Genomic DNA, 14273 nt, shown 5'->3' on the forward strand with positions numbered 1-14273 from the left:
CTTACTCTTCTTCATGTCTTAACTGTTTATACAGGTTAGTTGGAAGATAGACCCTCTAATCGGGCTTTGTGTTTTCGGGCTGCGGTAAATTCGTATGAATCGAAGTACTCGCTCTCAATGCGGCCGTAGGTTTCGATTGCCTTTTTCAAATCGCCGGATTCTTCGTAAGCAATTGCCAGCTTGTTCAAGTACTTAGGGGTAAAAAACTTGTTTGGTTTATGACCCACCGCACGGTTGTACTGCCGGATCGCTTCTTTGTAATCTCCCAATTCCATGTAGGCATCCCCTAGCAAGGAGTAGGCCTGCGCCTGTACAAAGAAATCACTGGCAGAAAACTTTTTCAAATGATCTACGGCCCTAGCGGCATCGTTTTGGGAAAGGTAAATGGATCCCGTATAAAAATGCGCCAAATTAGCTGCGTCCGTACCACCATAATTATCAATGATCGTCAGAAACCCGACATTTACCCCATCGCCATTGAGCGCTAGGTCTACGCTGTCTTGCTCGAAGTAATAGACAGCCTGAAACATCTCAGCCTGCGCCTTTTTATTTTGGTTGGCTTTGTGAATCTGGAAAAACAGAATGCCAGCGATGACCAAGATCCCCGCACCGATAACACCCGCCACCAGCTTGGTATTTTCCTTTAAAAAGGCTTCCCCTCTGTTTAACCTATTGGCAATCGCCTCGGGATTTTCCAACAGCTCGTTAGAGACCTCTTGGCTTTTACTTGTTCGCTTCACTTTACTTTTAGACATGATGGTAATTTTCAGATCGCAAATATATGGCTTTTCCTTGAATCACAAATAATAAAGAAAAAAGCCATCCACATTTTGTAGCTGTGGATGGCTTCACTACATCTTTGTGATCCATTATTCCCGGATAAACGGGTAGTCGTCTTCTACATACACATCCTTGAATGCGTCCTCGCCATCCGGCCAAGGAGATTCTTCGGCGAATTTCACCGCATCGGCCACTTGCTTTTTCACTTTGGCATCGATCTCCTTGATTTCGTCTTCCGTGAGAATCTGATTGCTCAGGATGGTATCTTTTACTTGCTCGATTGGGTCTCGCTTCTTGTACTCTTCTACCTCCTCCTTGGTACGGTATTTTTGCGGATCCGACATGGAGTGTCCCTTGTATCGATAGGTTCTAAATTCCAACAGGGTGGGCCCTTCTCCTTTACGGGCTCTCTCAGCCGCTTCAGCTACAGCCTCGTGCACCGCCTCTACATTCATGGCATCTACAGGGAACGACGGCATATCGTAGGCTTCTCCCAAGGTATACAGCTCGTTCACATTGGAAGAACGCTGCACGGAGGTACCCATCGCATAGCCATTGTTTTCAATGACAAAAATTACTGGCACTTTATATAGCATGGCCAAGTTCAACGATTCATGAAAAGCGCCCTGCCTGACTGCCCCATCGCCCATGTAGCATATGGATAGGTTCTTGGTACCCTTATATTTTTCGGCAAAGCCAAGGCCTAGACCCATGGGGATCTGTGCTCCCACGATACCATGCCCCCCGGCAAAATTACGGGTATTATCAAAAATGTGCATGGAGCCTCCCTTGCCCTTGGTAGTTCCGGTTTCCTTACCGAACAGCTCGGCCATCACTGCACCGGGATCCGTACCCAAACCCAATGGATGGGCATGACATCGGTAAGCGGTGATCCACTTATCGTCTTTAGTCAATGCTGTAATGGCACCAGAAGCACAGGCCTCCTGACCGATATACAGGTGACAGAATCCTCGGATCTTTTGTTGCCCGTAAAGCTGCCCCGCCTTTTCCTCAAAACGCCGCATGAGCAGCATGCTTTCGTACCAGTAGGCGTAGGTTTCTTTTGAATAGTTTACTTTTGCCTTAGTCGTACCAGAACTCTTTTTTGCCATATCGTTACGTATAAATATGCTAACTTTGACCCCAAAGATAATCAAAACCGCTAAACTTTGGGCTAGAATGCGAAAATAGTCAAAATCGCCGTTTCCTTAACCATGTACCTCAAAAATATTAGACTCCACCAATTTAAGAATTACCAAGAAGCCAAACTGGAGTTTTCCCCGGACATAAACTGCGTCACGGGTTTGAACGGTGCAGGAAAGACCAACCTGTTAGACGCCATCCACTACCTATGCCTGACACGCAGTGCATTCAGCTCGGTGGACCTAAACCAAATCCTCCATGGTACGGATTTTTTCTCGATCAAAGGATCCTTTGTCACCGAAGAGCGGAAGATGGAAGTGATATGCTCCTTTGAAAGGGGTAAAAAAAAACAACTGCTAGTCGACGGGAAAGCCACCGAGAAGATGAGCGATCACATTGGCCTGATTCCCGTGGTACTTATTGCTCCCGATGACACCTCTCTGATCCGGGATGGCAGCGAAGAACGTCGGAAGTTTTTTGACAGCATGTTGTCCCAAATCGACAAGGCCTACCTTGCTGACCTGATTCGATACCAGCATTTCTTAAAACAGCGGAATGCCCTCTTGAAGTATTTTCACGAGGGTGGCCGAAAAGACCCACAGCTAATGGAACCCTATGATAGGGAAATCATCCGGCTGTCTCACGCGATCCATCAGCGACGAACCTTCTTTTTGAAGGAATACATTCCGGCGCTGCACCGGCACTACCAAGAGCTCTCCCTCAGTCAGGAAACGGTAGACATCCAATACCAAAGCGACCTGAACAACTCCGACTTTGAGGAAACGTTTAAAAAACAACTGGACAAAGACATTTTACTCAAACGAACCCAATCGGGCATTCACAAAGATGACTTTGCCTTTGAAATCGATGGATACCCACTGAAAAAATTTGGTTCACAAGGTCAACAGAAGTCGTTCATCCTCGCACTGAAGCTCGCTCAATTTGAGGTGGTGAAACAGCATAAGAACCAAGTCCCCATCCTCCTACTAGACGATATCTTTGACAAACTCGATGACCAACGCATCGAGCAGTTGATGCGCTTGGTGGCAAACAGAGGCTTTGGACAGCTTTTTATCACCGATGCAAGGCCTGAGCGCTCCAAGAGCATCTTTGAGTCCCTGTCCATGTCTGCCAAACTCATCGGTATCAGCCAAGGTAAACCTTTCTAAAATGGTGAAATCGGGGATTCGGACTAATACCGCCTTTTGCGAAGAATTTGGGCATCCATGGACAATTTACCCGGTCCTGTGAGCATCAACACTACAAAGGAAACTAAAAACAACAAGGGCAACTCCTGCTTGTTGAAGGGGTCTCCAGCGTGGACGACGAACGTAATAACGGCCATGTTGATAATCAAGGGAATCAACACCACCCGGGACATGAAACCTAAGATCAACAGGATGGCACAAAAAAACTCTGCAAATATCACCAACTGAAGGGACAGCGCCGAGCCCAGCCCAATCGGATCGGCAAAGGTGTTCAGCCTTTCGCTAAAATTGGTGATCTTTGCCCATCCATGGGTGAGAAGCATCATAGAAGCCCCCACCCGCAAAATCAACAAGGCAATATCAGTTCCAAAAGATTTGTTGGAGAAAATCAGTTGCTTCATGTCTAATTGGGTTTCTTGAGGTTGGATATTGTGCGCTATGTACCAAAAAACCTTTTCGCCAAACGTTATACGGTAGGCCGAATCGGTTCTAAGTGTCTTAAAATTATTCAATTATGTTGGAAACTTGAAACAAATCGGCGGTTTATTTTTTATTGTCCGAGGATACCGTTTCACTCCTATTTAAATCAGAAAAGTTTTTCTGGGTATATTCCAGCATCGTGCAATGTTTTGAGCGCCTCGATCACGATGGGACGATCCTCCGCATAGGTTACACCAAACCAAGTTTTGCCACCCTCCAGGATTCGCACGGCAGCTTTACCCTCTTGGATCAGCGTGTTCGCAACGGTGGGTATGTAAAATTCCGATTTAAGTTCATGTCCCTGCGACTCCAAAAACGCCTCCCAAAGACGAGCGGTTTCTTCAAAGACGGATGGGTGAAATCCCCAGCAATTCATGGACACAGGGGTATCCTCTGCGATCACTATCCGTTCACCATTGGCCTCGTGAACAATGCTCCCATCCTCGCGGCGACTGATCGCGGTCCGCTCGATCATGCCTTTTAAATTGCCTTCCGATCCGTAATCACAGACACCCCTACTGACTGTCCCGTATTCCGAAAGAACATTTTTTATTGCATAGCCCACCATGCAGTGAAGATCAGGCCTCACCTCTTCACTAAGGAAAGCTCCCAAGGCCTGAAACGCCTCCCGTCCGTAAAAATCATCCGCATTGATCACCGCAAAAGGCTCCCGAATAGCGTCCTTTGCACATAGTAACGCATGGGCTGTGCCATAGGGCTTCACACGTTGCGGGTTTCGGTGTTCGGCGGGCACCAAGCTACCAAGAGATTGCACTACAAAGTCAACATCCACTTTATCGCTAAGCTTTTCAAAAAATAGGGACTTAGCCAGTTCTAAAATCTCCTGCCGCACGATAAAGACCACCTTTCCAAAGCCGGCCTGAATCGCATCGTAAATGCTGTATTCCAGAATGGTCTCCTTATGCGGACCAAATCCGTCTACTTGCTTGTCTCCTCCATACCTGCTACCCATCCCGGCAGCCAAAATCAAAAGGGTTGGTTTCATCTGTTTATAATTTGTTCTTTAACGGTCAGATGGAATCTCGCACGTATTACAATCGTTCCTACGTGTGTCGCTTGCGTCGTGCTCGATTTCATGTGTCTATAATTGATTTTTCATTGGTCACATGGAATCTCGCATGGCGGATAGTCATCCCAGTGTGTGACGGCTGCGTCATGCTCGATTTCATCTGTTTATTTTTTGTTTTTCAAAGGTCAGATGGAATCCCTGCCTACCGGCAGGCAGGTCGCATGTTTGCCCCGATAGCTATCGGGGCATCCCAGTGTGTGACGGTTACGTCATGCTCGATTTCATGTGTCTACAATTACCATTAGACCTTGACCTCACGATATGTCGTTTCCCAAGGCCGTTGCACAGGCGGCAAAGATACGCTATTCTAAAACTCCCACAGCTAAAAAATGTCAAAAATCAGGATGCTGAACAGCATATACCTTTTCTTTTAATAAACGTCAATAAGAAAACCATTATCTCCATAAAAAATAACTTGGGCCATTATCTACGTATCCAAAAATACCAATATGGATTCATCTTGCAGATTTAAACCGAAAGTAGACCAAATATCAGGGAAATTAATTTATGTTCGTTTATACCCCCTAAAAACAAGCATTTTACATCAATACGATCATATATGGTTTTCAAAAACACCTTTTTTAAACTAAACCTTATTTTTTCAAGTCTTTTTGATTGTTTATTAAACCTCTTTTTTTACTTTTGTCAAAAATGATCTAGGTTATACTCCGATTTATTAACGAAAACCAAATCCCGTTAGCAAAATGAAAAAAATTGAAGCACTTATCCGAACATCCAAGTTTGACGAAATCCACCAGTGTCTTTCCAGTCTTGGGGTTAAATTCCTGACATTTTTTGAAGTGAAAGGCATGGGACTGCAGCACGCAAAAACCCAGCAATACCGAGGCGTAGCCTACGAACCTACCTTTATTCCGCGCACCAAGCTGGAGATCGTCGTACCGGATGATCTCGCAGAAGCAGTGACGGAATGCATCCTAAGAGAAGGAAGAACCGGAGAAGTCGGAGACGGTAAGATTTTCATTTACGATGTAGAGCAAGCCTTCAGAATCCGAAATACCGACACCGGGGAAGAAGCCCTGTAATCACCCTATCACGAATCACCCACAACGAATTCATTTCACCTTAACTATCACTAAAGAACTATGAGCCAAGAACTATTTACCATAAACAACCTGTGGATGATGGTTGCGACCATTTTGGTATTTATCATGCACTTGGGATTTGCTGCATTGGAAGCCGGACTGACCAGGGCAAAGAATACGGTCAATATACTCTTTAAAAACACCATCATTCCCGCATTGGGAATATTGACATATGCATTTATCGGATTTAACCTGATGTACCCCGGTGATGCCTTCGAGGGAGGCTTCTTCGGGCTGGCCGGACTAGGTTTGGCCCTGCCGGATGGCTGGGACACCTCTGCTTACGACGAAGGGTATACCTTTTTCACAGACTTTATCTTTCAGGCTATGTTCGCAGCGACTGCCGCTACCATCGTTTCGGGTGCCGTCGCCGAGCGTATCAAACTGGGTCCCTTCCTGTTCTTTTCCCTACTTTACGTAGGTATTTGCTATCCCATTGTGGGTATGTGGAAGTGGGGCGGAGGCTTTTTGGACACCCTTTCTACCCCATTTTATGATTTCGCTGGATCCACCATCGTTCACTCCGTGGGCGGGTGGGGAGCCATCATCGGTGCCTACCTCCTAGGACCGCGTATTGGCAAGTACAAAGACGGCAAAATGAATGCGATTCCAGGTCACAACCTGCCACTTGCCACATTCGGCGTGTTCTTGCTTTGGTTTGGCTGGTTTGGATTCAATGGGGGATCCGTGCTGAGTGCAGCACCAGGTGATGTTTCCTTGGTATTTGTTACCACTGCTATTGCTGCTTCGGCTGGCGCCTTTGGTGCTTTGTTTGCCTCCTATGCCAAGTTTAAAGCCTACGACATCACCATGGTCCTAAACGGTATCCTTGCAGGTCTGGTGAGTATTACCGCAGGTGCAGACCAAATGGCGGTGTGGGAATCGGCAGTGATCGGATTTGTTGGCGGTATATTGGTCGTATTTGGCGTAGTTCTTTTTGACAAAATTAAAATCGATGACCCAGTGGGTGCTATATCCGTACACTTGGTTTGTGGCATTTGGGGCACTTTAGCAGTAGGTATTTTTGGAGACCTTGCCGGAGTAGGACAAATAATCTCCCAGTTGATCGGCATTGTAGTAATCGGTGTATTCTGTACCGCTTTTGCCTTTATCATTTTCTTCACCTTAAAGAAAACTATCGGCATCCGCGTAGATGAAACCGAAGAAGTTGAAGGACTGGATATCAATGAACACGGCATGCACGCATACCCGGATTTTGCTACAAAAGAGTAATGATTAGAAGTGTGAGTTTTAGATTGATGTGTAAAGAAAGGCGCCTTTTAGGTGCCTTTTTTTTGCACATTGAACAAAATCACCTGATTGTGTCTCTAGAGACGGTACGGTCGGAAGCTTCCCTTCTATCGATGGTGCAAGTTAGAGCCAAGAGGCGCATTCGCTTGGAATCACCGATAAGTCATCGAATAAAGCTGGTTCTACAGGACTTAGTACTAATTTGAAATAATATCGAAATCGAGTAAAAGCAGACTCGAAATGATACATAGGCTGCTAGAAACAGGTAAGTTGCCGGGGTTCTGATCCTCCAAATGCATGATAGGATCGTCTTGCTGGTAGTATCCCGGTAGAGACACGTTACTTTGTCACTAGCGTGGTCAATCCTTTTGCAAAACCACGCTATCCCGACCAGCTAAACATGCAAAGGGCTAATCCCGATCGCAAAGCCAAAGGGGCACAAAAAAAGAGGTCATCCCACATATGGAGACAACCTCTAGTTAAAAACAGATTTTTCAGTTAAGGGCTATTTCTTTTTCGCGTCCCGCATCGGGTTAGCGCCTCGGGAGGTTCCACGTGGCGGCATGCTGCTCTTAAACAATTCAAATCGGGATGGTACGAATTTTCGGGGCCAATAATTGTTTTCCTCCTCCACGTCGGCCGTCTCCCGGAAAGGATCCAGGATAATCTCCACCACCTCTTTCGGCTTGCCAAATACCTTGGTGATCTCGTATTCATCCATACGCCAAATCTGCGCAGGGAGCCGTTCTACTTCGGAGGTTCCATCGGCGTAATTAAACTGGAGGATGATTGGCATCACCAACCCACCGTTATTTTTGAATTTGATTTCGTAGAAATTCAGGCCTGAGTTGAGCAACTCCCGCTCCTTGGCATTTAGGGACTTTAAGAAATCCTGGTATTGCTTCTCGTCCTCAGGGCCTACACGAAACCGGTCGTAGCTGTTATAGAAATCCCGCGCAGCCGGATCACGTTCCACGATCGTTTCGCGCACGTCGGTACGATTCCGTTCCTTCGTGATATGGGCTTCTTCCAACTCATAGGCCTCTCTTTCCCTCGCCTTCGCCTCGGAGGGCTTACCGGAATCAACGGTATACCATTTTACATCCTCAATGGAAATATCTACAGTTTCGGTTCCAAAAAACCAGCCTCTCCAGAACCAATCCAAATCCACGGCAGAGGCATCTTCCATGGTCCGGAAGAAATCGTCAGGTGTGGGGTGCTTGAACATCCATCGTTGGGAATATTGCTTGAAGGCGTAATCAAACAATTCACGTCCCATTACCGTCTCCCGTAAGATATTCAGAGCCGTCGCCGCCTTGGCATAGGCATTTCCTCCTAAGGAATAAATATTCTCCGAGTTGGTCATGATCGGCTCCAAGAGGTTTTTGTCCATCTTCATGTAGGGTACGATCTTGTGCGCTGGACCTCGACGGGAAGGATACTCCCTGTCCCACTCCTGTTCGGCCAAAAACTGCAAAAAGGTATTCAGTCCTTCGTCCATCCATGTCCACTGCCGCTCGTCTGAATTGACGATCATTGGGAAGAAGTTATGCCCCACCTCGTGGATGATCACGGAAATCATACCGTATTTGATGGCATCCGAGTAGGTACCATCGTCATCGGGTCTACCATAGTTAAAACAGATCATGGGATATTCCATGCCGTTGGTAGCTTCTACCGAGATGGCAACAGGATACGGATAATCAAACGTGTATTTTGAGTAAGATTCCAGCGTATGCGCTACCACCCGGGTGGAATACTGGCCCCAGAGGGGATTCGCTTCCTTGCCGTAATAGGACATAGCCATCACGTCCTTGCCACCCAATTTGACCGCCATGGCATCCCAAATAAACTTTCTGGAGGATGTCCACGCAAAGTCCCGCACATTTTCTGCGTGAAACACCCATGTTTTGGTATCCTTGGACCTGCCCTTCTCCAACCGCTCTGCTTCCGACTGAGTACGGATAACTACCGGCTTATCGTAGGTCGTCTTGGCATGATTCCAACGCTGCAACTCCGTGCTGCTCAAAACAGCCTCCGGATTCTGAAGCACGCCAGTGGAGCCCACCATGTGGTCGGCCGGGACGGTAATATTCACCTTATAATCTCCAAAGACCAGAGCAAACTCTCCTGTGCCTGCAAACTGCTTATTCTGCCATCCTTCAAAGTCGGAGTAAACCGCCATTCTAGGGTACCATTCTGCGACGGTGTAGAGGTAATTTCCATCTTTCTCAAAATATTCGTACCCCGCTCTTCCTCCAATGAAACCCATGCGGTCATGCACGTTATAGGACCACTCCATCATGAATTCAAACTCCTGACCCGGCATCAACGGCGTCTCCAGATCCAATCGCATCATGGTATAGTTGATTGTCACTGGGATGTCCGATCCATCTGGCTTCTTGACCGATAAAATTTTAAATCCAAGGTCCTCATCGTGCCACAAAATTCCCTGCAATTGCCTTAGGTTCATCCGTGGGCTGATGCTGTTGGTGGTCATCTTTGGGGTTTCCGAATCTGCAGCCCGTTGGTTTTGATCCAACTGAATCCATAGGTAATCCAAGGCATCCGGCGAGTTGTTGATATACCGTACCTTGCCGCTTCCGGCAATGGATTGGTTTTCATCGTCCAAGGTGACGTCGATCTCATAGTCTGCCTGCTGTTGCCAGTACAGGTGCCCTGGAGCTCCCGCCGCATTTCTATATACGTTGGGTGACCGGAGTATGGTTCCGAGTTGTTCAAAACGGTTTCCGTGCCGCTGTTCATCGATTTGAGCGGAAAGTTCGGTTAGGAAGCCCAGCAAGGCAAAAATAGCGGTAAGTATTCTCTTCATATGTAAATCGGAAATTTTCGGTTAAAATAAAAGGCCTTGAGCATGGAAATGGATCATATTTACTCAAAAACACCCCGCAAAATAATCATTTTATGGTCTCAAAACCAACCAACCGGGAAAATGTTCAGGAAATCAAACCCAATCCATCGCTTATTGGCCTAGCGCAGAATCTATCTTTCATTGGATCGATCCTTCGGATAGCGACTACCAATACTTGTTCTCCAGCATCATCATAACAGCCATGCCCAAAATAATAGAAGAAACTACCAGTATCCACTCCTTGCGCTTTACCCCAATTATCCCCACCGCTAGGGAAGCGACCAACAGGAATATCCCCACAATGATCAACTGTCCTACCTCCAATCCCAAGTTAAATGCCAACAGGGGCTGAAAGATGGATGCCTCCCGACCGAGCAAAGACCGTAAGTAGTTGGAAAAGCCCAGCCCATGGATCAGCCCAAAAAAGAGCGCATAAAAATAATTCAGCTGAATGGCAGAGCGCCCGGCGGCAGGCTTTGGCTTGAAAATATTGGTAACACAGGTGATCGCAATGGTTACGGGAATCAAAAATTCCACCAAATCAGTATTTACTTTAATTACCTGAAGCGTAGCCAATGCAAGGGTCAAGGAATGCCCGATGGTAAATGCCGTTACAAGGATCAGTATACGCTTCCAATCCCTTAGCAGGTATACCACACACAGCACAATGACGAAAAGGATGTGATCAAATCCTGCCAAATCCAAAATGTGTTCAACTCCTAATTTAAAATACAGTTGAAATTGGTTCATCGATGTGCTGGTATGAAATGGAATACGTTTGTTAAATTTGTCGCAATAATAAGGTTAATTTCAGATATTAAACAAATTTACCGAATCATTCATGGTCAATCTCTTGGTTACCCTGTATTGCGTTGCCGGCTTGCTGACACCCCACCCCTTTTTCATCAGCCTGACCGACATGGTGTATAATAGCGAGAAAGGACGCATTGAGATCGCACAGAAGATTTTTTGGGATGACCTGGAGGTAGCACTCAGCCGTGAAAGCAAAGAAAAGGTAAACTTTCTCCAACCCCAGGATATCAATGCCCTAAACAAACTAGCAGAAGCTTACCTGCTTACACATAACCTGCTAGTTATCAATGGATCAAAAATCGAGCTCACGTACCTAGGATTTGAACTGGACGACGATGCGGCGTGGTTTTATTTTGAGGCAGAAAAAGTACCCACCCCGAAGACCGTACGTATCCAAAACACATTGCTCTTTGAGGACTTTCCGACCCAGCAAAATATCGTCAACTTCTATTTGAACAAAAGCCCCAAAAGCATCATCACCTCCCGAAGTGTCCCTGAGGGTGAGTTAACTTTTTGACCCGCTTAAGCCTCCGTTTTTCCAAGAGGAAAGCGGGTCAATACCTCCCACCTTCCTTCACGCTTTTTCAGCAGGGCCAGATCTTCTACCTGCATGCGCTGATCAAAACCCAACGACCTCACGTACTCAAAACAGTCCTGAAAATCCTTCTTTTTCAAATCATTGTAGGCAACAGTCATGTGTGGCCGGAAATTTTGATCGCTCAGCTCAACATCCAGTTTTAGTTTCACTTTCGACAGCTCCCTCAACGCAGCCTGAAGCTCATCCAGCCGCTGCTGCGGCCATACATGGATAAAAATGATCCGTTGCCTGAAGTGCCCAAATCCTTTTAAAATCAATGCAAAGGGGGCATGATCGGCTGCAAAACTGCCTAAGATCCTCTTGAGTTCCTCCTCTTTGTTTTCATTCCACAAAAAAGGCATTTTAACGGTAACGTGAGCAGGAGATTTCAATGCATACTTGACCCCAAAACGTTCTTTGAGTGCGGCCTTCACGCCTTCAGCCAACTCCTGAACCCGACCTCTGGGAACCAGCGCCAAAAAATATTTCTCCATTTTCTTTGCCATCAACCTGCATGCTATTTACGCCAATACGTGCTTGATACCTTCCTATCCAACTATATCTTCAACAGCGTATCTGGATCGGAAAGGGGTCGCAAGGTGTGCCGATTAATCGGGTCAATCAGGTTCCCTCACATGCACAAAGATAGGGTTCGAATAATTTTTAGCTGAAAAAACGGGGGATCATTTTAAAAGTTATTCCCAAAGGCTTAACTTGAAACACCATATCGATAACGCTAAATGAAACAGTTTTCTAAAGTAATGGTAGGGCTCGACCTCACGAAAATGGATGAAACCCTACTGTCCAATATCAAAATCTGGTCTCCTATTTTAGGCATAGAGAAAATATATTTTGTACATGTAGCCAAAGACCTGTCCATACCCGAAGAACTTTCCAAAAATTATCCGGATCTCCTAGCTCCGGTAGATGAAACGATTATCCGGGGAATTAAGCATGAGTTAAACGAATTTTCGTTTGACCCCACTGAATACGAAATCATGGTAAAGGAAGGCAGTCCCATGGAGACCGTGCTGAGATGGTGCAAGATTAAAGATGTGGATCTCTTGGTGATGGGCCGCAAAAAGCAACTGGAGGGATCCGGCTCGCTAGCGAAAAACCTAGCTCAAAAATCCCCCACATCGGTATTGTTTATACCGGAGGGTTTCGGAACCGATCATCCTTCCAAGCTCCTCGTACCCTTAGACTTTTCCGATTACAGCCGTATCACGGTGGATCTGGCCTTGAAACTTGCTGCCAAAGTAAATGCCACGGTAGCTTGCTGCCACTTGTACGAAGTTCCTGCCGGCTACTCCAAAACCGGCAAGTCCTACGAGGAATTTAAGGGGATCATGCTTCAAAACGTACAGAAGGATTTTGCGAAATTTACAGCGAAGCACGATTATACCGACCTTCCCTGCGAGTTTATCCTGAAAGAAAAACAATCTGAAGCCCGGTACATCATAGATTACGGCAAATCCTTCGGCGCTGACATGGTCATCATTGGCAGCAGAGGCCGAACACATTCTGCGGCCATGCTGCTGGGTAGTGTGGCCGAGAAGCTTATTCAGCTAAACACGGAGGTACCCACCCTGATTTTGAAGAAAAAGGGTGAAAACATGAGTTTTCTGGAGGCACTTTTGAAACTATAGATGGCTATGCGTGCGGGCAGGTAGGGCGTTTTTTCCCTACCTCCTTCATGGATAGGTACAGAAGTAAAAGCACAAGATGTCTCCATGCGCTTCCCCCTTCCAATGCCTATGCCTTAAATTGAGTGCAAAAACTAGCTAAGCTGAAACCTCTATCTCCCGCTTGCATAAACTCCTAAAGAGCCGTTCGTACTCATCCGTGACAAAATCCCAGTTGTACTTTTGGCCCAATCCCTCTCTCGAGTGTTCTCGAAGCAGCTTCATTTTTTCGGGTACCGTCTCGGCGTATTCCAACAGGGATCGAAGGGAATCTGCACGCTTTTCAAAATACCACCCAAACTTTCCTTCCTGAAGCATCTCCTGATTAAAGCGGGTATTCAAGGCCAAAATCGCACAGCCGTACGCCAGCGCTTTCAGCATCGCCGGATTGGTACCCCCGTATTCGTGGCCATGAAGGTATCCGTAACAATTGTGGTACAACGCTGCAAGTGCTTCCTGATCACGCACATAACCAGTAAACAACAATCGATTGCCCCCCATATTCTTCATCCGCTGCGCAAAGGCATCTTGGTAAGGGACGTCGCCCACTATAACCAGTTTTCGATCCGAACTGGACTTGAGAAAACCCTCCACGATCAGGTCGGAATTATTGTCGGGAATAAGTCGCCCCACAATCAAGTAATAAGACTCCTTTTCCAATCCCCATTGGGCAATCAGGGAATTTCCAGAGGGATACCGGGGGTTTGCCCCGTAGGCTATCATCTTGGAGGGAGCATTAAACTCCTCCAGATAAATTTTCTGCATCTCATCCGAATCCGTCACCACACAATCGTAGAGCTTTGTGGCTAAGCGAGAGGCAAATCGAAAGTATTTGGCACCCAATCCTTTCCATTTTGGTCGAAGCCATTCCAATCCATCCACATTGATCGCCGAAGGCTTTCCAAAAAGCTTGGGAAATATGCCAAAGGGACCATTGGCGCTATTGGCCACAAAAACCACATCGGCTTTGGAAAAACAAACATGGATCATCGATAAAAATGAATTTGTTAGCTGGCTGAGGTTTTTGGTTTCGATACAGGGCACGTAGACTAACCGGATCCCATTCACCTCCTTGGGTCGATCCGCGAATAGGGGACGATGGCAATAGACCGTCACATCTACTCCTCGATCCACTAAGCGCTCACACACTTCTTTTACAAAGGTCTCATAGCCACTGTACACGTACGGGTATCCTCTTGTTCCAATAACTGCCACCCGCAGTGGCCTATGCTTTTTTAATGTCCTCATGTGGTAAAAATCCCTCCCAAATT

Annotated in this window: 13 protein-coding genes; 5 read left to right on the forward strand and 8 right to left on the reverse strand. The window is 46.5% G+C overall.

Features of this window, described 5'->3' with window-relative positions; translation table 11 throughout:
- Positions 1-35: 35 nt before the first annotated feature.
- Both JJU34_RS14245 and pdhA read right to left on the reverse strand, forming a co-directional pair.
- Positions 36-755 carry a tetratricopeptide repeat protein gene (locus tag JJU34_RS14245; protein ID WP_228693055.1) on the reverse strand — a complete coding sequence of 240 codons (720 nt, stop codon included), beginning with the start codon at positions 753-755 and terminating at the stop codon, positions 36-38.
- Positions 756-869: 114 nt separating this feature from the next.
- Entirely contained in the window at positions 870-1892 is a 1023-nt protein-coding gene (pdhA, locus tag JJU34_RS14250) for a pyruvate dehydrogenase (acetyl-transferring) E1 component subunit alpha (protein ID WP_228693056.1), read from the reverse strand.
- A gap of 102 nt (positions 1893-1994) precedes the next feature.
- Here pdhA and JJU34_RS14255 point away from each other — a divergent pair, with 102 nt between their 5' ends.
- Positions 1995-3092 carry a DNA replication/repair protein RecF gene (locus JJU34_RS14255; RefSeq protein ID WP_228693057.1) on the forward strand — a complete coding sequence of 366 codons (1098 nt, stop codon included), beginning with the start codon at positions 1995-1997 and terminating at the stop codon, positions 3090-3092.
- A 23-nt stretch (positions 3093-3115) separates the two neighbouring features.
- Here the strand turns inward: JJU34_RS14255 and JJU34_RS14260 are convergent, their stop codons facing one another.
- Both JJU34_RS14260 and JJU34_RS14265 read right to left on the reverse strand, forming a co-directional pair.
- Positions 3116-3532, reverse strand: a complete 417-nt coding sequence (locus JJU34_RS14260; protein WP_228693058.1) for a DoxX family protein — start codon at positions 3530-3532, stop codon at positions 3116-3118.
- 185 nt (positions 3533-3717) lie between these two features.
- The gene (locus tag JJU34_RS14265) at positions 3718-4617 is read right to left on the reverse strand and encodes a sugar phosphate nucleotidyltransferase (RefSeq protein WP_228693059.1); all 900 of its coding nucleotides are present in this window, start codon (positions 4615-4617) and stop codon (positions 3718-3720) included.
- A 788-nt stretch (positions 4618-5405) separates the two neighbouring features.
- On the opposite strand from JJU34_RS14265, the gene JJU34_RS14270 reads away from it, so the two are divergent.
- Positions 5406-5744, forward strand: a complete 339-nt coding sequence (locus JJU34_RS14270) for a P-II family nitrogen regulator (RefSeq protein WP_228693060.1) — start codon at positions 5406-5408, stop codon at positions 5742-5744.
- A 60-nt stretch (positions 5745-5804) separates the two neighbouring features.
- A complete protein-coding gene (gene amt / locus JJU34_RS14275; RefSeq protein WP_228693061.1) occupies positions 5805-7037 on the forward strand; it encodes an ammonium transporter in 1233 nt (410 codons plus the stop codon).
- Positions 7038-7560: 523 nt separating this feature from the next.
- On the opposite strand, the gene JJU34_RS14280 is transcribed toward amt, so the two are convergent.
- Together JJU34_RS14280 and JJU34_RS14285 are read right to left on the reverse strand one after the other, a co-directional pair.
- The gene (locus JJU34_RS14280; protein ID WP_228693062.1) at positions 7561-9888 is read right to left on the reverse strand and encodes a M1 family metallopeptidase; all 2328 of its coding nucleotides are present in this window, start codon (positions 9886-9888) and stop codon (positions 7561-7563) included.
- 204 nt (positions 9889-10092) lie between these two features.
- Complete coding sequence (locus JJU34_RS14285; protein WP_228693063.1) at positions 10093-10677, reverse strand: HupE/UreJ family protein; 585 nt, start codon at positions 10675-10677, stop codon at positions 10093-10095.
- Between the two features lie 91 nt (positions 10678-10768).
- On the opposite strand from JJU34_RS14285, the gene JJU34_RS14290 reads away from it, so the two are divergent.
- Positions 10769-11257, forward strand: coding sequence for a DUF6702 family protein (locus JJU34_RS14290; RefSeq protein ID WP_228693064.1), 489 nt, complete (start codon positions 10769-10771; stop codon positions 11255-11257).
- A gap of 5 nt (positions 11258-11262) precedes the next feature.
- Here the strand turns inward: JJU34_RS14290 and JJU34_RS14295 are convergent, their stop codons facing one another.
- Positions 11263-11823, reverse strand: coding sequence for a 2'-5' RNA ligase family protein (locus JJU34_RS14295; protein ID WP_228693065.1), 561 nt, complete (start codon positions 11821-11823; stop codon positions 11263-11265).
- 234 nt (positions 11824-12057) lie between these two features.
- On the opposite strand from JJU34_RS14295, the gene JJU34_RS14300 reads away from it, so the two are divergent.
- A complete protein-coding gene (locus JJU34_RS14300; RefSeq protein WP_228693066.1) occupies positions 12058-12966 on the forward strand; it encodes a universal stress protein in 909 nt (302 codons plus the stop codon).
- Positions 12967-13101: 135 nt separating this feature from the next.
- On the opposite strand, the gene JJU34_RS14305 is transcribed toward JJU34_RS14300, so the two are convergent.
- Entirely contained in the window at positions 13102-14250 is a 1149-nt protein-coding gene (locus JJU34_RS14305) for a DUF1972 domain-containing protein (RefSeq protein ID WP_228693067.1), read from the reverse strand.
- Positions 14251-14273: the final 23 nt, after the last annotated feature.

This window comes from Lunatimonas sp. (assembly GCF_020832325.1).
Taxonomy (GTDB): Bacteria; Bacteroidota; Bacteroidia; order Cytophagales; family Cyclobacteriaceae; genus Lunatimonas.

Coding starts and splice junctions, on each gene's coding strand:
- JJU34_RS14280 (WP_228693062.1), bottom strand. CDS start 9,888: ATGAAGAGAATACTTACCGCTATTTTTGCCTTGCTGGGCTTCCTAACC.
- JJU34_RS14285 (WP_228693063.1), bottom strand. CDS start 10,677: ATGAACCAATTTCAACTGTATTTTAAATTAGGAGTTGAACACATTTTG.
- JJU34_RS14305 (WP_228693067.1), bottom strand. CDS start 14,250: ATGAGGACATTAAAAAAGCATAGGCCACTGCGGGTGGCAGTTATTGGA.
- JJU34_RS14245 (WP_228693055.1), bottom strand. CDS start 755: ATGTCTAAAAGTAAAGTGAAGCGAACAAGTAAAAGCCAAGAGGTCTCT.
- JJU34_RS14300 (WP_228693066.1), top strand. CDS start 12,058: ATGAAACAGTTTTCTAAAGTAATGGTAGGGCTCGACCTCACGAAAATG.
- JJU34_RS14260 (WP_228693058.1), bottom strand. CDS start 3,532: ATGAAGCAACTGATTTTCTCCAACAAATCTTTTGGAACTGATATTGCC.
- pdhA (WP_228693056.1), bottom strand. CDS start 1,892: ATGGCAAAAAAGAGTTCTGGTACGACTAAGGCAAAAGTAAACTATTCA.
- JJU34_RS14295 (WP_228693065.1), bottom strand. CDS start 11,823: ATGGCAAAGAAAATGGAGAAATATTTTTTGGCGCTGGTTCCCAGAGGT.
- JJU34_RS14265 (WP_228693059.1), bottom strand. CDS start 4,617: ATGAAACCAACCCTTTTGATTTTGGCTGCCGGGATGGGTAGCAGGTAT.
- JJU34_RS14270 (WP_228693060.1), top strand. CDS start 5,406: ATGAAAAAAATTGAAGCACTTATCCGAACATCCAAGTTTGACGAAATC.
- JJU34_RS14290 (WP_228693064.1), top strand. CDS start 10,769: ATGGTCAATCTCTTGGTTACCCTGTATTGCGTTGCCGGCTTGCTGACA.
- amt (WP_228693061.1), top strand. CDS start 5,805: ATGAGCCAAGAACTATTTACCATAAACAACCTGTGGATGATGGTTGCG.
- JJU34_RS14255 (WP_228693057.1), top strand. CDS start 1,995: ATGTACCTCAAAAATATTAGACTCCACCAATTTAAGAATTACCAAGAA.